Source organism: Pirellulales bacterium, from assembly GCA_035546535.1.
Classification (GTDB): domain Bacteria; phylum Planctomycetota; class Planctomycetia; order Pirellulales; family JACPPG01; genus JACPPG01.
Genome location: DASZWQ010000114.1, coordinates 1 through 21,533 on the forward strand (window position 1 = coordinate 1; position 21,533 = coordinate 21,533).

Genomic DNA, 21,533 nt, shown 5'->3' on the forward strand with positions numbered 1-21,533 from the left:
CAATTGCCATTGTTCGTCCGTCAGGTCGCTGGGATAATTCGCGCACATCGTTACGGCTCCGTCTTCCTTGACTTGAGAACCAAGACGGCGGAGTCGTAACGTTTTTCATCGATTCATGCAATTTGAAAACACGGTCTTAGAATCGTGATCGAGCTCGAGCCCTTTCCGCTGTCGCTCGTCAACGACGTCGACACGATGGTCCGCTTGCTCGATGACGTAGGGCTGGCGAGCGTGCAGGCCAATATCGACGTCTCGCACCTGGCCCTGTCGCACGTGCGACCGGAGGAGCTACGCCGCCTGGCGGGCCGGGCCGGGCACGTCCATATTTCGGACTGTGACGGCCGGGTGCATGGCGACTTGCCGCCAGGGCGCGGGGTCGTTGAGTTCGAGCCCTACTTGCGCGAAATCAAGGCGCTGGCGATCGACGGTGCGATTTCCATCGAACTTGAGTTCGCTCCGCAGCCCGAGCGCATCGTGGAATGGGTCGAAGAAGCGTATCGGGCGACCGACCGGCTACTCGCGCCGCTTGGCCTGCGAGGCTAGCCCATCGGAGGGGCGACCGCGCTCAGCTTTCGCCGCGCAGCCACTCGGGCACGCGTTGCACGCGGCCCTCGCGATCGACACAGGCCAAGGTGCTATGCCCTTCGGCCAGCAATTCCTCGCCGCGGTAAATCTCGTACGCGTGCTCGATCTTGGCCGCCGATATCTTGCTGACCCGCGTCCGCAGCGTCAGCACGTCGTCGTATTTGGCGGGCTTCTTGTAAGTGCAGCCGATCCGCACCACGACCATGAACATTCCCTCTTCCTCGACCTGGCGGTAATCGCGACCATTAGCGCGCAATAGTTCGGTCCGCCCGATCTCGAAGTACGTGAAGTAGTTCGCATGGTGCAACACGCCCATGGCGTCCGTTTCCTGGTAGCGGACGCGGATCGGAATGTCTTGTTCGAGAACCATGGTCGTGGGCATCTGGTGTGCATCCCCCTTGAACCGCCCGGCCCTCCAGGGACGAGGACTTCCGGTGGCCGCCATCTTAGAAACTATCGCATTGCGGACATAGACGAACTGCAAGGACCGCGCCAACGATCGGGAGTGCTCGAAGGTTGACGCAAAACGGGCCATTCTCTACAGTTACCGGTCTCTGTCGTGTTCCTGAAAAGGCCCGCACGTCTACGCCCACAGCGTTTCAAATACCGCAACCCTGTCGCGAGTCACAAGTCGCATGAGCACGGGTGAAGGGTTGGGGACGGGCTACTCGACGATGCGGGGTCGCAATTACCCCTCGATTCGCCAGTTCACGGTTTTTCTCGAGAATCGCGTCGGCCAGTTGCTCGAGGTTGTGCGCCGCTTCGAGGGAAGCAAGGTGCGGATCGTGGCCCTGTCGATCGCCGACTCGGCGGAATGCGCCTTTGTCCGCTTTTTGCTCAGCAACCCGGAAAAAGGGCGCGAAATCCTCGAACGTGCCGGGCTGGCGCTGATCGAATCGGACCTGATCGGCGTCGAATTGCCGACGGGCCCGCAGCCGCTCCTGGAGGTCTGCACAGCCCTGTTACAGGCCGAGGTGAACATCGTGCAGGCCTATCCCCTGTTGGTTCGTCCCCGCGGCCGCCCGGCCGTGGCCCTGATGGTCGATAATATCGACATGGGGATGGAGACGCTGGCCAATAAAGGCTTTTCGATGATCACCGAGGGGGATCTGAGCGACGAGGACGAGTAGGCGCCGTCCGATCGCGCTGCCTTTCGTTCGCTCCGGCGTGATGTTACGGTTGCCGTGCTGCCCATCAAAGTAAGGGTATGAACGAACAGGACTCCCCAATCTGCCGAAGGTGGCTGGCGATTGTCGCATACCGTTGCGAAATCGCGGGCTCACCGACTGATTCCATTGATATCCAGGTTCGTTATCTGGAGGCCGACTCGGTGCCGGAGATCGAATCTCGGATAAAGTCGGAACCAACTCAATCCTATGAAAACCAGGCGGGCGAGATCGTAACTTGGCCCCTCATTCGAATGATGGCTGCGGAGCCCATGGATCAAGTCCCGAATGGCTCAGAGATCGTCGGTTTTATCGCTGGATGCCACGACTTCGTTAGGTGGACCAAGGGTATGCCCTAAGAACGCGTTCTGGTGCCGCGTTAGGCTACTATCGTCTCCGCTCCTTGACTTGGGCCGCGTTCCGGGTTCAGACTAGAGATTCTTGCCACCATTGAAGTTTTCGCCCTGAATCCGAGCCTTCGCGTCATGCCCATTGCCGTCCTCTGCCCGAACTGCAAGGCCCGCTTCCAGGTCAGCGAGAAATTCGCCGGCAAGCAAGGCCCCTGCCCGAAGTGCAAGGCGCCGATCACGATCCCCGCCGCACAAGCGGAAGTGCAGATTCACGCCCCGGACGCGGCCGCTCCAGGGGGCAAGACGGCCACCGGCGCACCGTCGCTCAAGCCGATTACGCGCAAGGAAACCAAGCTGCCGCTCATTCCCACCGTGATCGCGGTCTGCGGCGTGCTGACGGTCTTGGCCGTCGCCGCGGTGGCCGGCAAGGTCTTTCAAGATATCGTGGCCTTGCGCGGGATCGCCCTCTATCTCGTATCGGTGCCAATTACCGTGGCGGGTTACGCGTTTCTGCGCAACGACGAACTCGAGCCGCACCGCGGCCGATGGCTGTGGGTTCGCGCGGCCATCTGCGGGCTGGGGTTCACCGCGCTGTGGGTCGGCTACTGGTTCATACCGGTCGACCTGCGCACCACCGGCTGGAGCTGGTTCTTCATCGCCCCGGCGTTACTTTCCATCGGTGGCGGCATCGCCTGGGCCTGCTACGATCTCGATTTTGGTAACGGCTTTCTGCTTTGCTGCTTCTACGCCGCTTTGACCATTGCGCTAGGATGGCTGGCGGGCTTGGAAATGCCCTGGGCCGTGATCCGCTCGCGATAGTGAACAGCGGCACCGTGCCGCTCACGAATCGGGGTGGGCCTGCCGGAATTTCGCCGACATCTCGCGAACGATGCGCTGCTCGATCTCGCGGTTTCGCAGGCTATGTCCCTTGCCGGGCAGAATCTCGACGATGGCATCGCTCCCGAGCGTCTCGAGCGACACCTTCAGCTTCCGCACGGCGCCGTCCAGGTAAAACGTGTCGAGTTCGCCCGTGATGATATTCAGCTTGCCTGCCAGTCGCGGACCGAGCGTCGGCCAATTTCGTTCCAGGATCAGTCGAATGTCGTACTTTTCCCACGACTTGGCCACGACCGGATCGATCTGCCCTGTCTGGCGGTCCCACAGTTTCTGCGGCAGGCCGTCGGCGCCCCGCGGGCTGAACACGGCCTCGAACGACCGCAATTGTCCGCCGCGGCCGATCACATCATCCATTTGCCCAAACTTGACGAACCACAAAAAGGGTTCCGCACCGCGCCGCGCGATTGGTCGCATTGCTCCTTGTGGATCGTAATAGAGGCTCAAAGGGGGCTCGGCGTACAAGTCAACCTGCTGGAAATCGCGAAAGTCGACGGGATCAGGCGACGTGCTCCAGCAACCGCCGAAGGTGTCGGGGTAACTCACCTGCAACCATAAGCTCGACCAACCTCCCGAGCTGTGCCCCGTGACGAATCGGCCGCTCGAATGCGGCACCGTGCGGTACTTGCTGTCGATGTAGGGAATCACTTCGCCGACGAGCGCCGCGCCGCGCGGCCCGTTCGTCGCGCTATCGGCATAGACGTGATGCCCCCATTTGCAATCGCCGCTCAGGTACACGCGGATGAAGTCGGTGTCACCCTCGGCCGCTGTTGGCGCTGCTTCGCGCTCACTCTTCGGCGGCCAGTACGATCCGCCAAAACCCGGAATCTCGTACACCACCGGGTACCGGCGTTGCGGCTGATCGTCGTAGCCGGCCGGCAGAACGACCGCCGCCCGCTCGACCACGTCATGGCCAAAGAAAGTCGACAACAGCTCGCTGCGCATCACGATCTCGTGTACCCAGGCCGACGCGGGAAACGGCTCGGCGGCGATGACTTTGTCGAGCAACAGCGCGGGCGCCTGCGGCGCATTCGGCTTAACGTCGATCTCAATGACCGGGCTATAAAAGTTCCCGACTCCCTTGCCCTGGTTCTGATGATAGAAATCGTGATCCAGGATCGCTTGCGCGCGGTATTTGCCGGCAGGCAGCTTGTCGAGCGGCTCGGGATAGCCGTTGGCCGTGCCGTCGATCCGCCGCATTTCGCCGGGCTGCACGTCGCGCACGTCGACGCCGAAAAACGGCTCGGGCTGAAACCAGCTTGGCCCGCGCACGGGCTCGCCCGTCTCACGCTGGGAGAGAAACACATACAGACGGCCCGACACGGCACGGTGCCCGTTCGTCTCGGGCAAACTCGCTTCGGCCGCGGCCCGATCGAGGGTGACGTCAAACGCCAGATTCTCGGCGGCCTCGCAGCGCGCGCGGTTCGCCAAAACCTGACAAGCGAGCACGCAAGCGTAAAGCAGCTTCTTATGCGACATCGAGGGCCATTCAAACAGGTTCTGGTGAGCGAATGATTAAGAGCCTCCGATTCTAACCACGCCGCGCGCGGCTTGCAGCGGGGCGAGGCTCGCTGTAGCCTACGCGCTTGACACCGTCGTCCGCGTCCCCCGCCGGCACCTTTGAAATTCCGCTTTGATGTCGACGATTCGCGAAATCCCCGAAGTGGCCGGACTCGATGCGCCGCGCAGTCTGGTGCGCATTCCGCCTGAGTTGGATGTGCCGCTGACGGAGCGGGTGCGGCAGATTCTGGACTGCCGCGATTTTCGCCGCCTGGCGCGAGTCAGCCAGTTGGGCCTGGTGTCGCTCGTTTATCCGGCCGCCATTCATACGCGTTTCGAGCACTCGCTGGGAGTGTATCGCCTCGCGCTTTTGTATCTCAAGCAACTGTCGCACGACGAGCGCTTCGTCAAGGCCATTCGCCCCGCCGACGCCGAGGTGTTCATCGCGGCCGCCTTATTGCACGATTTGGGGCATTGGCCGTTTTGCCATCCGATCGAGGATATCCAGCTGCCCGGTGTCCCCAGCCACGAGCTGTTCGCCAACAGCTTCTTGTTGGAGGGAGAAATCGCTGACGCGTTGCGGACCGATTGGCACATCAACCCTCGCGACGTCGTGACACTCTTGAGCGATAAGCCGCGCGACCCGAGATCGCGCATTTTGCAAAGCCTGCTGTCGGGCCCGATCGACATCGACAAGATGGACTACCTGGCCCGCGACAGCTTGCACGCGGGCGTGCCGTATGGCAGGCATTTCGACCAGGGACGGCTGTTGGGCAGTCTGTGCCTGAACGGGGCCGGCGACGGGCTGGCCATCTCGGACAAAGGGCGCACGGCCGCCGAGATGATGGTCTTCGCCCGCTACGTGATGTTCAGCGAAGTCTATTGGCACCATGCCGTGCGTTCGGCGACGGCGATGCTGCAGCGAGCGTTCTATCTATTGCACGGCGATTTGGATCTTGACGCCCTGCTGCGGCTGCCGGAAACCTCACTGATCACGGCCCTTATCGAGGCAGCGGGGGCGGGGCCCGCGCGCGACCTTTTGAATGGCCTCTTCGGCCCGACGCGACGGCTTTACAAGCGTGTCGAACAATACAGCTTCTTCGAGCGACGCGAGTTGTACGAGCAGCTTTCGCATCGCCCGTACACATGGCTCGCGGCGTGTGCCGAACAATTCGCGGCCCTGGCGAGCACCGCACTGGGGCGCGTGGTGGCCCCGCACGAGGTTCTTTTCGATGCCCCGCCCGTCGGACGGGAAGTGGAGTTCAACATCGAAGTTTACTTCTCCAAGCAACGCCACTATCGCACGCTGGAAGAGGTCTCGCCGATGATTCGAGCGCTAGCGCGCGAGCAGTTCGACGATTATGTCAAACGGGTGCGCATTTTCGCCCACGCACGCGTGGCCAAGGACCTGCGCGAGCTTTCGAATCTGCCCAGCCTGGTGGAACAGGCGGTTGCGCGGATGCAGTGAATGGGCTCTAGCTCGGCAGGTGTCCGCCGGCAGGCTATTTTGCCTCCGAGTTAGCGGGAATCAGCGCCCGCAATGCCTCGCGCAGTTCGCGCCACATGGGATGCGAGTACTCGATGTCGAACCACAGAATCTTGCCGGTCGGGTCCAACAAATAGGTCCGCGGCAATTTCGACGTGGCGACATGGCTCATCATCGCGCCATCTTCGTCGATGACCACCGGGAACGATGCGCCTGCCTCCTCGGCGATCTGCTTGGCCGTTTCGGCGGTACCATGTTCGCAAATGGCAAAGATGCGCACCCCCTGGGGATGCAACTGGCTGGCCACCTTGGCCGCCAGTTCGTTCAACTCTTCGACGGACGAGCGATTTTCCGGCGACCAGAAGAGCACGATTGTCAGGCGTTCGCCCAGCGATTTCTGCAAATCCTGGTTGTCGCCATTGATGTCCGGCAGCACGATGCCGGGCATGGTGTCGCCGACTTTGACCAGGCACGTTCCGGCGTGCTGATCGCTCATCGCGACCGAAGGCACGCTAGGATTCGGCGAATCGAGCGGGTCCTCAGTCAGAATGCCCACGCCGGTCGGCCTCGCTTTGGCGACGACGACAGCGGCCTGGGGCTTGGCCTCTTCGGCGGACTCTGCCTCGGTTTGCTCTGGCGGCTTGGGTGTCGTCGGAGCTGCAGACTCGGCGGGCTTTTCGTCAGCAACCGGCTTCTTCGCGACGCTTTTGATCGCTTTCGGCCTCTCGGGCTTGGCTGATTCTTCGTTCGCCGTATTTCGATCACATCCTGCGCCGGCGACCAATAACGCGAGGCCCAATAGCGTGAAGCCCAATCGCGTGAAACCCGTTCCGGCGGTCCATCTCTGCAAACGATTCATGCACGGCCTCATCCATTTTCCGCGATGTCTTCTGCCCGCTATTCTTCGAAAACCGAATCTCTGGCAGCCACGTCGCACACGGTCTCTTACGATCGTTTCGCGTATAGTCAGTTTCCCCGGTCATGCCCGTAGCGTCAACGGTTGAGCTTGATCGACAGCTCGCGCAGTTGTTTCGCATCGACGACGCTTGGCGCTCCGGTCATCAGGTCGCTGGCCTTCTGTGTTTTGGGAAACGCGATCACGTCGCGAATGCTGTCGACGCCGCCAAAGAGCATCACCCAGCGATCGATACCTAGCGCGATGCCGCCATGCGGCGGCGCGCCGAACTGCAGTGCGTCGAGCAAAAAGCCGAATCGCTCCTTGGCGCTCTCAGCATCGATGCCCAGCAGGTTGAACACCTGCTGCTGCTCCTCCTGGTCGTGAATACGAATCGTACCGCCGCCGGCTTCCAGACCATTGATGACCAGGTCGTAGGCCTGCGCGCGGCACTTTCCGGGATCGCTTTTGAGTAGTTCGCGGTCTTGGGCTCGCGGTGCGGTAAAAGGATGGTGCATGGCGGCCCAACCTTTCGTTTCCTCGTCGTACGCGAACATCGGGAACTCGACCACCCACGAGAAGTGCATCGAGCCCGGCTCGTACAGCTTCAACTGCTCGCCCAGCCGCTTGCGCAGGCCGTACAACGCCTTGCAAGTGACTTCGAATTCGTCGGCCACGATCAGCAGCAAGTCGCCCGGCGACGCGTTCATCCGCTGGCCGATCTTGGAGAGGACGGCGGGCTCGAAGTTCTTGGCGATGGGCGAGGCCAACGAGCCGTCGGCCTCGACCTTGAACCAGGCCAGCCCCTTCGCGCCGAAATCGTGAATAACATACTCGGTCAATTCGTCGATGCCCTTGCGCGAGTAGCTCGCCGCGCCCCCCTTGGCATTCAGGCCGCGCACGCGCTTGCCGGCATCGGCTACAGCGCGGAAGACACGAAACTCGGTTTGCCCGGCCAGGTCCGTGAGGTCGACGATCCGCATATCGAAGCGCAAGTCCGGCGCGTCGTGCCCGTATTGCTCCATCGCTTCGTCGTAGGTCATGCGCGGAAGTGGCAGCTTGACGTCGATGTTCAAGAGCGTTTTGGCCAGCTTCGCGACCAGCCCGTCGATGATGCCGATCACGTCCTCGCTGTCGACAAACGACATTTCCAAATCGAGTTGAGTAAACTCGGGCTGGCGATCGGCCCGCAGGTCCTCGTCGCGAAAACAGCGCGCCACCTGCACGTAGCGGTCGTAACCGGCCACCATCAAGATTTGCTTGTACAGCTGCGGCGATTGCGGCAGCGCATAAAACTCGCCCGGATGCACCCGGCTGGGCACCAGGTAATCGCGCGCCCCCTCGGGCGTGCTGCGGCCGAGCATGGGGGTCTCGATCTCGACGAAGCCGTGCTCGTCGCAATAGTCCCGCATCAGCTTGATCAGCCGATGCCGCAAAGTCAGCACGCGCTGCATCTCCGGCCGGCGCAGGTCAAGGTACCGGTACTTCAGCCGCAGGTCTTCGCCGGGCAGCTCGGCCGCGCCGGGCTGGAAAGGGGGCGTCTGGCTGCGATTCAACACCGTGAGCTTCGTGGCGCGCAACTCGATCTCGCCGGTCGCCAGTTTCGAGTTCACGGTTCCGTCGACACGGCGGGCAACCTTGCCGGTGACCTGGATCACGAACTCGGTACGCAGGCCGCGGGCCAGTTCCTGCAATTCGGGGCCGGCCTCGGGGGCGAAGACCACCTGCGTCAGGCCGTAACGGTCGCGCAGGTCGACGAACAGAACGCCGCCGTGGTCCCGGTAGCTATCGACCCAGCCGCACAACGTCACTTCCTGGCCGACGTGCGTGGCCCGCAATTCGCCGCACGAATGGTTTCGCAGCACCGCAACATCCTCGCTGGCTTGGGACTTAGGGAAAGAACCGAATATCTTAGACGGACACGCCCCAGTGCGAAAGGTTGTTCGCAGTGCGGTGTCATACCGCGTTTTTGCGGAAAGTGATGGCTGACGAGGGGTTCTCTCGGCAAATGTTCGAGAGCGCACTCGGAGGCCGGACAGTGAGCCGTGGCCAACGAATGGGTCTAGCGTGCCAGGGGGCCCGGGGCCGCGTTCCCAGCCGCAAGAATCGTCGACGCCAAATCAGCCGCTGCCTGGCCAGGGGTGCAAGGAACTGCGCGGCACTCACTCAAGCTGCGAAACCAGGTCAATTGTCGCCGGGCGAACGCGCGGGTGCGGTTTTGTACCAACGCGATCGTCTCGGCCAGCGTATGCGCACCGGCGAGATGCTCGATCACCTCGCGATAGCCGAGCGCCTGCGCGGCGGTGCGGCTGAAGGCGCCCTGGCGTGCAGCTTCCGGCCCGGCGTTCTGCTCCCCTCGCGCGGAACTGGCCGCGATTAATCGCCGCACCTCATCGACCAGCCCTGCGGCGAACATCGATCCGACCCGGGCGTTGATCCGCCGGTACAGCTCCTCGCGCGGCCAATCGAGGACGAATACACGGCACTGGCTCGCCGGCCGGGCATGATCGAACTGCTGCTGGAGGGCCGTAATCGGCTGCCCGGTTTTTTCGAACACTTCCAGAACCCGGATCAAGCGTTTGGTGTCCTGCGGATGCAGCCGGTCGGCGGCCGCGGCATCGACCTCGCGCACCTGCTCGTGCAGCCAGCCAGGATCATGCGCGGCGGCTTCGGCCGTCAACCGTTCGCGAAATTCCCAATCGGCCGCCGGGCCCTGGAACATGCCGCGCAAGAGGGCCTTGAGATACAGCGGCGTGCCGCCCACGAAAATGGGCGTCCGCCCGCGCGATAACACATCAGCCGTTACGCGTTCCGCAGCATCGACATATTGAGCCAGGCTGAACGCCTCGTGCGGTTCAATCACGTCCAGCAGGTGATGCGGCACGGCAGCCCGCTCGTCGGCCGAAGGCTTGGCGGTGCCAATATCCATGCCGCGATACAGGGCCATTGAGTCGAGCGAAATGATCTCGCCCGAGAGGCGCCGCGCCAGTTCGATGCCGACCGCGCTTTTGCCCGCGGCCGTGGGACCTGTCAGAAACCAGGAATCGGCGACGTGGGAGAAAGTCACGAGCTTCGAGCGTTACGAGAAAAGACTGTCTTCTGTAGCCGGCCTCTGTGAGGCCGGGACTTCATGCTGCAGGTCCCGGAGTTAGCAGACCCCGACCACAGACGCTCTCGGCCACTTTACCCCGGATTGCCACCCCTGGGGTCGCGGCTTAAAGTGGACCGTTCGATTCCGTACCGAGGGTGACCGTCGGTGAGCAACACAAACACGATCCTAACACGACTGATGGCCGTGATCGAGGATCGCCGCGCGCATCCGAGCGACAAGTCGTACACGTCGCGGCTGTTTGCTGGCGGCGTCGACAAGATCGGCGAGAAAATCGTGGAAGAGGCGGCCGAAGTCGTCGAAGCCGCGCACGAAGCCACGACACCCGAGGGGCGAGCGCACCTGGTACACGAGGCCGCGGACCTGATCTACCACTTGTTCGTCATGCTAGGCTTCAGGGAGATCACGCTGGCCGAAGTCGAAGCTCAATTGGCCGGGCGTTTCGGCATCTCAGGGCTCGAAGAAAAAGCCTCCAGGCCTCCCAAGGAACAGTCGAGCTGAAACGATGACGAACCTGCGTATTGGCATTCCCAGCAAGGGACGTTTGTCGGAACTGGCCGGCGAACTGTTGAAAGAAGCCGGGCTGAATTATCGCCGGCCCGATCGCAGCCTGTTCGCGCGCTGCCGCGACATGCCGATCGACGTCACCTTCCTCCGCACCGAGGACATCCCCGTCCTCTGCGCCGAAGGGGCCATCGACATGGGCCTAACGGGCGGCGATCTTGTGATCGAGCATCGGGCCGACATCATCGAGCGCCTGCCGCTCGACGTCGGGCACTGCCGGCTGGCGATCTGCGTCCCCGAAAATGGTGACGTAAAAAGCCCGCGCGACCTGGCCAAGCGCCGCATCGCCACGAGCTTTCCGAATACCACGCAGGCGTATCTCGAAAAGCACCACACCACGGCGCACATGGTCCCGCTGTCGGGGTCGGTGGAAGTGATGATCGCGCTGGGCGTGGCTGACGCGATTGTCGACCTGGTCGAGACCGGCAGCACGCTGGCGGCCAACGGGCTGAAGATTCTCGACGAGATCGGCCATTATCAGACTGTGCTGATTCAAAACCGCGAGCGCCGGCATCCCGAGCTGGCCGATCGGGTCGTTCGGCGGCTCGAAGGCGTGGTGATCGCCCGTAGCTACTCGCTGCTGGAGTACAACGTGCCACGCGGCAAGCTGGCCGAAGCGGAAAAAATCACGCCCGGCTTCAATTCGCCGACCGTCAGCGCACTGGAGGACTCCGACTGGTGTGCCGTGCGCGTGATGGTTCGCCGCGGCGAAGTGATCTCGATCATGGAACAGCTCGAAGCGCTCGGTGCAAGCGCCATACTCGAAACGCGGATCATGAATTGCCGTCTGTAATCGGCTTGCCGCGGCAGTAAGTCGCGACGACCGGCAGCTCGGCGTCGAAGACGAGTTCATGCGGATCGGCCGCCTCGTGCGACGGTAGCTCGACAATCGCCAGGTTCGCGAGCTTGCCGGGTTGGAGCGAACCGGTGTCGGCATCACATGCCAAGGCCTGCGCCCCGGCGAGCGTCCCCAGCCGCAACACGTCGGCCGGGGCGATCTCTGGGAATCTTCGCGCGACGTGTCGCATCTCGGCGAGCACACCGAGATCGGGATTCGAAGCTCGGCTGTCGGTGCCCAGCGCCACGGAAGCGCCTAAGGCCAGCAGCCGCGGCAGCGGATGGCGGGCGTGCCCGAAATAGGCGTGAGTCCGCGGGCAGTAGACCGTCGTCATCCGTTCGGCATGAATGGCCAGATATTCCAGTTCTTCGTCGCTTAGATAATTGCCGTGAACCACGAGCGCCCGCGGAGCGGCGCCCAGCACCTGCAGATATTCAAGCGGTCGCGTACCGTGCGCGAATGCGGTCGCATCCCATACACCCAGCTCTTCGAGAAAGGTACGAAAAGGGCCACTGCCGGTCGCCAGGAGCTCAATCTCTTCGCGTGACTCGGCTAAGTGCATGGCGACGGGAAGATCGTGCGCGTGCGCCATCCGCACCAGACCTACGAGTAGCTCGGGATGAACCGAGTACGGAGCATGCGGGCTGAGACCCGCGCGCCAAGCGTGCGGCGGGCGTGCCCTGCGCGCGCGCGAAGCGACTCGTTCGGCCTCGGCCAGCCGCTCCGGCACGCGTTCAGCCAACAGCCCGCGCAGTTCGAAGTACGCCAACAGATCCACGGGGGCCTCGGCCAACGACTGGTCGGTCCAGCCGCCGGTGGCAATCTCGCCGATGGCTGTCGTCCCCGTCCGTACCGATTCATCCAAGCCGCGCGCGATTGCCACAGCGGCATTTTCGCCGGCGTCACGCCGCGCCGCGATTACCATCCGCAACCACGCAGGCAGTGGCATGCCCGCCACACCCAAGGGCGCGGCGCAATCGCTGAATTCCAGGTGTGTATGCGCGTTGACGAAGCCAGGCAGGATGGCCACGTTGCCCAGATCGAGGCACTGGCCCGACGGTCGTGCCGCAACGTCGACGATGCGCTCTCCTTGCACGGTCACGCAACCGCCGGCAAGCGGCGGACCCGCGACAGGGAAAAGATAACGGGCCGTGAGTGAAGTTATGGCGGGCGTAATCGAGACATCTCGCTGCTGGGTAGGATTCTGCCCGTTCAAGTAAACAGGGGACAAGTGCCCCGAACACCGGCGGCGCCCCTGATAAGAGTAAACCCGCGAACCCAGATTTCGCCAACAGTCGGCCGACAGAGGCGGTCATATGGCGTGCCAGGCTCGAGCGTCGCTGAAAGCGCCGGTGGGCTCCCGCGCCCCTCTAGCCCTCGTAGCGGTTATGACACTTGCGCCGCGATTGTGCGGGCGGTTGCCACGCTTTACCGCCGCCGGAAGCGATTCGGCCTAAGCTTTCTGTAGCGGCTGGTCTTCGAGATATCGCATTTTGCAGGAGCCGTCCGTGCGCGCGTGTCTTGCTTTGGCAGTTAGTTTCTGCCTCGTTCCAACTGCCGTTGCCGCCGATTTGCGGCGGACCGTGCAGTTCGATTTCGGCGGCCAGCATATCGAGGGTACGCCGCTCACCAGTTCTTCGGCGGGGGTGGAACTCTTGGGACGTGACGGCCGTTTGTGGACCGTGCCCGCGCAGGCGGCGAAGTCCCTCAAGCAAACGAGCTCGTCATTTCAAAGCTACCCCGTTTCGGTACTCAAGGGACGGCTGCAGACCGAGCTAGGCAAAGGGTTTCGCGTCGTGAGTACGGGCCATTACCTGGTCGCGTATCCCGAAAAGGTGCGCGCCAATTGGGCCGCGCGTTTCGAAGAGCTCTACCGGTCGTTCGAGCTCTATTTCTCGGTGCGCGGCTTTCGCTTGCAGGATCCCGAGTTTCCCCTGATCGCCATCGTCTGGCCCGACCGGCAGAGTTTCGCCCGGGCCTGTGCGGCGGATCGCGGTATTGGGTCCGTGCCGACGGGATTGCTCGGCTATTATTCGCCGGTCTCGAACCGCATCATGCTTTACGACATGGGTAACGGGCGAGCCTCGGACGAGGCCTGGGAACAGACCGGGGCTACGATTATCCACGAGGCGACGCACCAGACCGCCTTCAATACCGGCATCCATCGGCGCTTTGCCGATACGCCGCGATGGGTCGTCGAGGGGCTAGGCATGATGTTCGAAGCACCCGGCGTCTGGAATTCGCGGGCTTACACCCGTCGCGAGGATCGGATCAACCACGACCGGCTCGACTACTTCCGCGAGCGACTCGTCCCCCGCCACAAGCCCGAGATTCTTGAGTCGCTCGTGGGCTCGGATCGGCTCTTCACGAGCGACATACTGTCGGCCTATGCCGAGGCGTGGGCACTGTCGTTTTACCTGGTCGAGACGCAGCCGCGCAAGTATTCGCAATACCTGGCCGTGACGGCGCAGCGACCCGTCGGCCAGGCCTATGTGCCGGCGAAACGGCTGGCTGATTTCACAGCCGTCTTTGGGGCGAATTTCCGTATGCTCGAAGCTCAGCTCCTCCGCTTCATGGCGGACCTCCCTTAGGTACCGCCAAGAGGCTTTTCGGGCTGCCGGAGCAATGGGATTGCTTCTACACCGGGCCGTAGCGGCGAGCCGGGAGTGCTTGCACGCTCCCCTTCTTTGCTGGCTTAGCTTTAGAAAGCCATATGTGGCATCGGCTTAAGGCGGTTTCCTGGGAGGGACTTCGTCTTTCGGATTACGGTACGCAGGTATCGATTTTTCCACAAGGATGCTTGACTTCGTTCAGTTGACCTTCTAACGTTACATTCTTGATTTCGATGCTAAATCTGCGCTCTATTCGCCTGATTGATTCTAAGCATGGCTGTCCATCTGAAATGGCTGAAGGTCTTCTGTGACGTCGTTCGGCAGCGCAGCTTCTCGCGCGCGGCTGACGAAAACGACATGTCGCAGTCGGCCGCCAGCCAATTGGTCCATCAACTCGAGGAACGGCTCGGCGTCAAACTGATCGACCGCTCGAAGCGGCCTTTCGTACTGACCCCCGAGGGAGAGGTGTATTACGACGGCTGCCGCTCGCTCATGGAGCGGTATGGTTCGCTGGAAGATAAGGTCCGCACCCTGCATCAGGAGGTGGCTGGTTGCGTGCGCGTGGCTTCGATCTACTCGGTCGGGCTGCACCACATGAACCGGTATCTGCAGGAATTCCTGGTCCAGCATCCGAAGGCCAACGTGCGGCTGGAATATCTACATCCGCACCGGGTTTTCGAAAGCGTCGAGAACGATCTGGCCGATCTGGGCCTGGTCAGCTATCCGAAATCGTCGCGCACGCTCACGGCCATTCCTTGGCGCGAAGAGCCGATGGTGCTCGTTTGTGCTCCCACACACGAACTGGCCGGCCGCTCGTCGATCGGGCTGGCGCAGTTACACGGGCGTGAACTCGTGGGTTTCGACAGCGACCTCACGATCCGCCGCGAGATCGACCGCGTGCTCCATCTGCACCGCATCGAGGTGCAATTAGTGATGGAGTTTGATAACATCGAGACGATCAAACGGGCCATCGAAATCGATGCGGGTGTGAGCCTTCTGCCCGAGCCGACTGTCCTGCGGGAGGTCGCGGCCGGAAGCCTGGTCGCGGTGCCGCTGGATACCGACGAGCTGGTGCGCCCGCTGGGCATCATTCACCGCCGTGGCAAGCAACTGAGCGCGACCACCTGGCGGTTTGTCGAACTTCTGAAGCGAGAAGGGGACCGGATGCCGGCCGAGCCGGCAGCGGATCAGCCGGCACGCACCTCGATTGCAGGGAACGGTGCCGCTGGACAATCTGCCAAGAACGGCAAGCCCTCGCATCAAGTCGCTGGCGAATCGAGATCGCATGCAGGCGTCTCGGCCAGCGCGCCTCCCGCCCGTGGCGCGGGAAATGGAGAATCTGCATCGATGGCCGAATGCCGCGCGGCCGAGACCACGGTAGGATAAAACCGCGATGCCACCAGTAGCGCGAAGTGCCGGTCTACCCGTTCGCGAAGGGCTCTACGATCCCGCCCACGAACACGACGCTTGCGGCGTCGGTTTCGTCGTCCATATGCGCGGTGAGAAGAGCCATCAAATCGTGCGTTCGGGCTTGGAAATCCTCGTCAACCTTACGCATCGCGGCGCCTGCGGCTGCGATCCGCTCACGGGAGACGGCGCGGGAATTCTCACGCAGATTCCGCACGATTTCTTCAAGGCCAAGTGCAAGGAATTGGGTATCGACCTGCCGGCGCCGGGCGAATACGGCGTGGGCACGGTCTTTTTGCCCCCCGATCCCACCGAGCGACAGGCCTGTCAGCGCCGGCTGGACGAGCTGATCGAGGCCGAAGGGCAAAAGCTGCTCGGCTGGCGCGATGTGCCGATCGACAACGCCCATATCGGCCAGACGGCCCGCGACGTCGAGCCGTTCATTCGCCAGGTATTCGTGGCGCGCGGTGCGCGGACGCCGGCCGACATGTTCGAGTGGAAGCTGTACGTCATTCGCAAGCAGCTCGAATCGTCGATCCGCTCCAGTGATTTGTCGCAAAAGAAATACTGCTACGTGCCGACTCTGTCGTCGCACGTGATCGTGTACAAGGGGCTGATGCTCGCCGACCAGGTGCAGTTGTTCTACGGCGACCTGGCCGACGAGCGATACGTTTCGGCGCTCGCGCTTGTGCATCAGCGGTACAGTACCAACACGTTCCCGACCTGGGACCTGGCGCAACCGTTCCGGTATCTCGCGCACAACGGTGAAATCAACACGGTGCGCGGCAACGTCAATTGGATGCACGCCCGCCAGAGCATGCTGGCGAGCAAGAAGTACGGCGACGACCTGCGCAAGATTTTCCCCGTCTGCACGCCCGACGGCAGCGATTCGGCGATGTTCGACAACGCGGCCGAGCTATTAGTGCTGACGGGGCGGTCGCTGCCCCAGGCGATGTCGATGTTGATCCCCGAGCCGTGGGCCGGTCACGAGAGCATGCCCGACGACAAGAAGGCTTATTACGAATACCAGGCGTGCTTGATGGAACCGTGGGACGGTCCGGCGTCGATGGCGTTTACCGATGGTAAAGTGATCGGCGCGGTTTTGGACCGCAACGGCCTGCGACCGAGCCGGTACTGCGTGACAAAGCAAGGCCTGGTGATCATGGCCTCGGAAGCCGGCGTGCTGAAGATTCCGCCGCGCGACATTGTCTCCAAGGGACGCCTGCGACCCGGTCGCATGTTCCTGGTCGATACGGTCAAGGGGCGGATCATCGCCGACGACGAGATCAAGCACGCGCTGGCGGCGAAGCACCCGTACCGCGACTGGATCAACCAGAATCAAGTCAACCTGGCCGATTTGCCCGCTGTGGAGAGCACCAACGGCCACAAGTCGAACGGCCATCCCAGCGAACCGCTCGTAAAGCTGCAACGCGCGTTCGGCTACACGCTGGAGGACGTGCGCATCCTGATGATGCCGATGGCGACCGACGGGCAGGAAGCGATCGGCTCGATGGGGAATGACGCGCCGCTTGCGGTTCTCTCCGACCGTCCGCAGCTTTTGTACAACTATTTCAAGCAGCTCTTTGCCCAGGTTACGAATCCGCCGCTCGATGCGATCCGCGAAGAGATCATCACTTCGATGATCACCACCGTCGGCTCGGAAGGAAACCTGCTCGACGAAACGCCCCAGCAGTGCCGCAAGCTGCGACTCGACCGCCCGATCATCACGAACGAAGAGCTGGCGCAGATCAAGGCCCTGAATCAACCGGGCTTGCGCAGCCGCACGCTGTCGACCCTCTTCCCGCGCGAAGAAGGAGCGCGGGGCATGCGCCGCCGCCTGGACGAATTGCGCCGCGAGGCGTCGCGCGCCATCGCCGACGGCGTGACGCTATTGATTCTGTCCGACCGCGGCGTGAATCACGAATGGGTGCCGATCCCGGCGCTCTTGGCGACGAGCGGTGTTCATCACCACCTGATTCGCGAAAAGACGCGCACCCGCTGCGGCCTGATCATCGAGTCGGGTGAGCCGCGCGAAGTCCAGCACTTTGCCTTGCTCACCGCTTATGGCGCGGGCGCCGTGAACCCCTGGCTGGCCCTGGCCACGATCGATCAACTGCACGCTGACGGCTACATCGCCGATTCGTATACGCTCGAAAAACTGCACAAGCAGTACCTCAAGGCCGGCGTGAAGGGACTGCTGAAGGTGATGTCGAAAATGGGCATCTCCACGCAGCAGAGCTACCGCGGCGCCCAGATTTTCGAAGCCATCGGCCTCAACGCCGACTTCGTCGAAGAGTTTTTCACCTGGACCCCCAGTCGCATCCAGGGCATAGGGCTCGAAGCGGTTGCCGAAGAGGCGCTCCGCCGACACGAGCACGCTTTCCCGCGCGCCAACTTGCCCGAGACCCTCGATCTCGACGTGGGCGGCCAGTATCAATGGCGGCGCAAGGGCGAAGCGCACATGTTCAATCCCGAGGTGGTTGCCAAGCTGCAACACGCCACGCGGTTGAACAGCCGCGAGGACTTCGTCAAATACTGCCAGGCCATCGACGATCAGCAGCGGCAGTTGCTCACGCTGCGCGGCCTGTTGGAATTCAAGAAAGTCGAGCATCCGATCCCGCTCGACGCGGTCGAGCCCGCGGCAAATATCGTCAAGCGCTTCGCCACCGGAGCCATGTCGTACGGCTCGATTTCGAAGGAAGCGCACGAGACCTTGGCCATCGCCATGAATCGCCTGGGCGCCAAGAGCAATACCGGCGAAGGCGGCGAGGACCCCGCTCGCTACCACCCCGACGCCAACGGCGACCGTCGCTCCAGCGCCATCAAGCAAGTCGCCAGCGGCCGCTTCGGCGTGACGAGTGAATATCTCGTCAGCGCCCAGGAGCTGCAGATCAAGATGGCGCAAGGCGCGAAGCCCGGCGAAGGTGGCCAGTTGCCCGGGCACAAGGTCGACAAAGAGATCGCCCGCATCCGGCACAGCACGCCGGGCGTAGGTTTGATCTCGCCCCCGCCGCATCATGATATTTATTCGATCGAAGACCTGGCGCAGCTGATCCACGATCTAAAGAACTCGAATCGCGACGCGCGGATCAGCGTCAAGCTCGTGGCCGAAGTCGGTGTCGGCACCGTCGCCGCTGGTGTCGCCAAGGGCAAGAGCGACGTCGTACTGATCAGCGGCCACGACGGCGGAACGGGTGCAAGCCCCTACACGTCGATCAAGCACGCCGGCATCCCCTGGGAGTTGGGCCTGGCCGAAACGCATCAGGTGCTGGTGAAGAACGACCTGCGCGGGCGCATCGTCGTGCAGACCGATGGACAGTTGCGCACGCCGCGCGACGTTGCCATCGCCACCATGCTCGGTGCCGAAGAATGGGGTATTGCCACGGCGGCCCTGGTCACGATGGGCTGCATCATGATGCGCAAGTGTCATTTGAACACCTGCCCGGTCGGCATCGCCACCCAGGATGTCGAGCTGCGGAAGAAATTCGCCGGCAAGCCCGAGCACGTCGTCAACTTCTTCTTCATGCTGGCCGAAGGGCTGCGCGAGATCATGGCCTCGCTCGGCATTTCCACCGTCGACGAACTGGTGGGCCGCGTCGATTTGCTGGAAACGCGCCAGGCGATCGGCCATTGGAAGGCGCGTGGGCTCGACTTCTCGACCGTGCTGTTCAAGCCGCAAGTGCCGCCGAACGTCAAAACCTACTGCGCCGAACCGCAGGATCACGGGCTGGACAAGTCGCTCGACATGACCATGCTCTTGGACTTGTGCCGGCCGGCCATCCAGGACGAGACGCCCGTGGCCTTCAGCCTGCCGATTCAAAACACCAATCGCACGGTCGGCACGATCCTCTCGAGCGAGATCACCCGGGCGCACGGGCCAAAGGGACTGCCCGAGGATACGATCCAGCTCACGTTCCACGGCAGCGCCGGGCAGAGCATCATGGCATTCGGCGTGCCGGGCGTGACGGTGCGGGTCGAAGGCGAAGTGAACGACTACTGCGGTAAAGGTCTGTCAGGCGGCAAGGTGATCGTCTACCCGCCGGCGGATAGTTCGTTTGAAGCTGAGAAGAACATCATCGCCGGCAACGTGGTGCTCTACGGCGCCACCAGTGGCGAGGTCTACTTGCGCGGCATTGCCGGCGAACGTTTCTGCGTTCGCAACTCGGGCGCGCGGGCTGTTGTCGAAGGCGTGGGGGACCACGGCTGCGAATACATGACCGGCGGGGTTGCCGTGATCCTGGGCGAGACGGGACGCAACTTCGCGGCCGGTATGAGCGGCGGCGTGGCCTACGTCCTCGACGAGGAAGGCGTCTTCCCCACGCTCGTGAACATGGAAATGGTCGAGCTCGAAGCGCTCGACGACGCCGAGGATCAAAAAGTCGTGCAAGACCTCGTGCGCAATCACGTGAATTACACCGCCAGCACGCGCGGTCAGTACGTGCTGGACAACTGGGAACAATTGATACCGAAGTTCGTGAAGGTTATGCCGCTCGATTACAAACGGGCCCTGGCGGGCATGAAGAAGGCCGCGGTCGGAAAAGCCGCCGGAGAGTTGGAAGAGGTGGCGCATGGGTGATATCCGCGGCTTTATGCAATTCGGGCGCCGGCAATACGACGAAGAGCCGGCCGAGGCGCGCGTCAAGCACTACAACGAGTTCTTGCGCGTGTTGCCGCCTGAGGAAATTCGCCGGCAAGGTGCGCGCTGCATGGATTGCGGCGTGCCGTTTTGCCACACGGGCTGCCCGCTCGGGAACATCATTCCCGACTGGAACGACCTCGTATACCGCGACCGCTGGCGCGAGGCGCTGGCGCGACTGCACGCCACGAACAACTTCCCCGAGTTCACCGGACGTGTCTGTCCCGCGCCCTGCGAGACGGCATGCGTGCTGGGGATCAACGAAGACCCGGTGTCGATCAAGCAGATCGAAATGACGATCGCCGACCGCGGCTTCGATGAAGGCTGGATCACGCCCGAGCCGCCCGAGGTGCGCACCGGCAAACGCGTGGCCGTGATCGGCAGCGGGCCCGCTGGACTGGCCGCCGCGCAGCAATTGAATCGCGCCGGGCATTACGTCACGGTTTTCGAACGGGCCGACCGACCGGGCGGGCTCTTGATGTACGGCATCCCCGATTTCAAGCTGCAGAAAGACCGGGTCTGGCGGCGCATTAAACAGATGGAGGCCGAAGGGGTCGAGTTCCGCTGCAATGCCAACGTGGGCGTGAATGTCGAGACCGCGCAACTGCGCGAAGAGTACGACGCGCTGTTGCTCACCGGTGGCGCCACCGCACCGCGCGACCTGCCGATCCCCGGCCGTAATCTGCAGGGAATCCACTTCGCGATGGAGTTCCTGCCGCAGCAGAACAAACGCAATCAAGGCGACACGATTGCCAAAGAAATCTCGATCATGGCCACGGGCAAGGACGTGATCATCATCGGCGGCGGCGACACCGGCAGCGACTGCACGGGCACCTCAAACCGTCACGGCGCCAAGAGCGTCACGCAGTTCGAGCTATTGCCCAAGCCGCCCGATCTTGGCTATTTCCCCCGTGCCGCCGAACGGCCGGTGAACACGCCGTGGCCCTACTGGACGATGATGTTGCGCACCAGCAGCTCGCACAAGGAAGGTTGCGACCGCCACTGGAGCATCCTCACCAAGGAATTTCAAGCCGACGAAAAAGGGAACGTCAAAAACCTGGTGACGGCCGAAATCGAATGGTATGCCGACGAGCAGGGCCGGCAGCAATTCAAAGAGATTCCCGGAACGACCAAAGCCTGGCCGTGTCAATTAGTCCTTCTGGCGATGGGCTTTCTCGGACCCGAAAAGAAAGGCGCGATCGCGGATCTCGATCTGGCGCTCGACGGCCGCGGCAACGTCAAGTGCGATGCCAACTACATGTCGAGCGTCGATGGCGTCTTTGCCGCGGGTGACATCCGCCGCGGCCAATCGCTCGTCGTGTGGGCCATTCACGAAGGTCGCGAAGCGGCCCGGGCCGTCGACAAGTACCTGATGGGCGTCAGCTACCTGCCCAGCGTGAACGCCGGCGATTTTGCCTGGAAGTAAATAGCTGCCACGGTCGTCATCGGCTCGAATACCGGCCCGAAGCGCCAGCGAGGGAACTACAGAAA

Annotated in this window: 15 protein-coding genes and 1 pseudogene; 10 read left to right on the forward strand and 6 right to left on the reverse strand. The window is 62.6% G+C overall.

Features of this window, described 5'->3' with window-relative positions; genetic code table 11:
* Positions 1-138 precede the first annotated feature (138 nt).
* Positions 139-543: pseudogene (locus tag VHD36_14430) on the forward strand (sugar phosphate isomerase/epimerase).
* Positions 544-565: 22 nt separating this feature from the next.
* Here the strand turns inward: VHD36_14430 and VHD36_14435 are convergent.
* Positions 566-967, reverse strand: a complete 402-nt coding sequence (locus VHD36_14435; protein ID HVU88514.1) for a thioesterase family protein — start codon at positions 965-967, stop codon at positions 566-568.
* A 253-nt stretch (positions 968-1,220) separates the two neighbouring features.
* Between VHD36_14435 and VHD36_14440 the strand changes: the two genes are divergently transcribed.
* Together VHD36_14440 and VHD36_14445 are read left to right on the forward strand one after the other, a co-directional pair.
* Positions 1,221-1,715, forward strand: coding sequence for an acetolactate synthase (locus tag VHD36_14440; GenBank protein HVU88515.1), 495 nt, complete (start codon positions 1,221-1,223; stop codon positions 1,713-1,715).
* A gap of 521 nt (positions 1,716-2,236) precedes the next feature.
* Positions 2,237-2,920: a hypothetical protein gene (locus tag VHD36_14445; protein HVU88516.1), complete on the forward strand. Its 684-nt coding sequence runs from the start codon at positions 2,237-2,239 to the stop codon at positions 2,918-2,920.
* Positions 2,921-2,941: 21 nt separating this feature from the next.
* On the opposite strand, the gene VHD36_14450 is transcribed toward VHD36_14445, so the two are convergent.
* Positions 2,942-4,474 (reverse strand): alpha/beta hydrolase, encoded by a 1,533-nt coding sequence (locus VHD36_14450; GenBank protein HVU88517.1) that lies wholly within the window; start codon positions 4,472-4,474, stop codon positions 2,942-2,944.
* A gap of 157 nt (positions 4,475-4,631) precedes the next feature.
* On the opposite strand from VHD36_14450, the gene VHD36_14455 reads away from it, so the two are divergent.
* The gene (locus VHD36_14455; protein HVU88518.1) at positions 4,632-5,963 is read left to right on the forward strand and encodes an HD domain-containing protein; all 1,332 of its coding nucleotides are present in this window, start codon (positions 4,632-4,634) and stop codon (positions 5,961-5,963) included.
* 34 nt (positions 5,964-5,997) lie between these two features.
* Here VHD36_14455 and VHD36_14460 read toward each other — a convergent pair whose 3' ends face one another.
* The 3 genes from VHD36_14460 to miaA all read right to left on the reverse strand — a co-directional run bounded on the left by VHD36_14460 (position 5,998) and on the right by miaA (position 9,943).
* Positions 5,998-6,840 carry a redoxin domain-containing protein gene (locus VHD36_14460; GenBank protein HVU88519.1) on the reverse strand — a complete coding sequence of 281 codons (843 nt, stop codon included), beginning with the start codon at positions 6,838-6,840 and terminating at the stop codon, positions 5,998-6,000.
* A 134-nt stretch (positions 6,841-6,974) separates the two neighbouring features.
* On the reverse strand, positions 6,975-8,741 hold the full coding sequence (aspS, locus tag VHD36_14465) for an aspartate--tRNA ligase (protein ID HVU88520.1): 1,767 nt from the start codon (positions 8,739-8,741) through the stop codon (positions 6,975-6,977).
* A gap of 197 nt (positions 8,742-8,938) precedes the next feature.
* On the reverse strand, positions 8,939-9,943 hold the full coding sequence (gene miaA / locus VHD36_14470) for a tRNA (adenosine(37)-N6)-dimethylallyltransferase MiaA (GenBank protein ID HVU88521.1): 1,005 nt from the start codon (positions 9,941-9,943) through the stop codon (positions 8,939-8,941).
* Positions 9,944-10,132: 189 nt separating this feature from the next.
* Between miaA and VHD36_14475 the strand changes: the two genes are divergently transcribed.
* Entirely contained in the window at positions 10,133-10,486 is a 354-nt protein-coding gene (locus VHD36_14475) for a phosphoribosyl-ATP diphosphatase (protein ID HVU88522.1), read from the forward strand.
* Between the two features lie 4 nt (positions 10,487-10,490).
* Entirely contained in the window at positions 10,491-11,342 is an 852-nt protein-coding gene (gene hisG, locus VHD36_14480) for an ATP phosphoribosyltransferase (GenBank protein HVU88523.1), read from the forward strand.
* On the opposite strand, the gene VHD36_14485 is transcribed toward hisG, so the two are convergent.
* A complete protein-coding gene (locus VHD36_14485; protein ID HVU88524.1) occupies positions 11,323-12,618 on the reverse strand; it encodes an amidohydrolase family protein in 1,296 nt (431 codons plus the stop codon). The genes hisG and VHD36_14485 overlap by 20 nt on opposite strands.
* 277 nt (positions 12,619-12,895) lie before the next feature.
* On the opposite strand from VHD36_14485, the gene VHD36_14490 reads away from it, so the two are divergent.
* The 4 genes from VHD36_14490 (at position 12,896) to VHD36_14505 (ending at position 21,468) form a co-directional block, all read left to right on the forward strand.
* Complete coding sequence (locus VHD36_14490; GenBank protein ID HVU88525.1) at positions 12,896-13,978, forward strand: DUF1570 domain-containing protein; 1,083 nt, start codon at positions 12,896-12,898, stop codon at positions 13,976-13,978.
* Positions 13,979-14,272: 294 nt separating this feature from the next.
* Positions 14,273-15,385, forward strand: coding sequence for a LysR family transcriptional regulator (locus tag VHD36_14495; GenBank protein ID HVU88526.1), 1,113 nt, complete (start codon positions 14,273-14,275; stop codon positions 15,383-15,385).
* Positions 15,386-15,392: 7 nt separating this feature from the next.
* The gene (gene gltB / locus VHD36_14500) at positions 15,393-19,982 is read left to right on the forward strand and encodes a glutamate synthase large subunit (GenBank protein ID HVU88527.1); all 4,590 of its coding nucleotides are present in this window, start codon (positions 15,393-15,395) and stop codon (positions 19,980-19,982) included.
* Positions 19,975-21,468 (forward strand): glutamate synthase subunit beta, encoded by a 1,494-nt coding sequence (locus VHD36_14505; protein HVU88528.1) that lies wholly within the window; start codon positions 19,975-19,977, stop codon positions 21,466-21,468. Before gltB ends, VHD36_14505 begins: the two co-directional genes overlap by 8 nt.
* Positions 21,469-21,533: the final 65 nt, after the last annotated feature.

Coding starts and splice junctions, on each gene's coding strand:
- VHD36_14460 (HVU88519.1), bottom strand. CDS start 6,840: ATGAATCGTTTGCAGAGATGGACCGCCGGAACGGGTTTCACGCGATTG.
- VHD36_14435 (HVU88514.1), bottom strand. CDS start 967: ATGCCCACGACCATGGTTCTCGAACAAGACATTCCGATCCGCGTCCGC.
- VHD36_14455 (HVU88518.1), top strand. CDS start 4,632: ATGTCGACGATTCGCGAAATCCCCGAAGTGGCCGGACTCGATGCGCCG.
- VHD36_14495 (HVU88526.1), top strand. CDS start 14,273: ATGGCTGTCCATCTGAAATGGCTGAAGGTCTTCTGTGACGTCGTTCGG.
- gltB (HVU88527.1), top strand. CDS start 15,393: ATGCCACCAGTAGCGCGAAGTGCCGGTCTACCCGTTCGCGAAGGGCTC.
- VHD36_14440 (HVU88515.1), top strand. CDS start 1,221: ATGAGCACGGGTGAAGGGTTGGGGACGGGCTACTCGACGATGCGGGGT.
- VHD36_14450 (HVU88517.1), bottom strand. CDS start 4,474: ATGTCGCATAAGAAGCTGCTTTACGCTTGCGTGCTCGCTTGTCAGGTT.
- VHD36_14505 (HVU88528.1), top strand. CDS start 19,975: ATGGGTGATATCCGCGGCTTTATGCAATTCGGGCGCCGGCAATACGAC.
- VHD36_14445 (HVU88516.1), top strand. CDS start 2,237: ATGCCCATTGCCGTCCTCTGCCCGAACTGCAAGGCCCGCTTCCAGGTC.
- hisG (HVU88523.1), top strand. CDS start 10,491: ATGACGAACCTGCGTATTGGCATTCCCAGCAAGGGACGTTTGTCGGAA.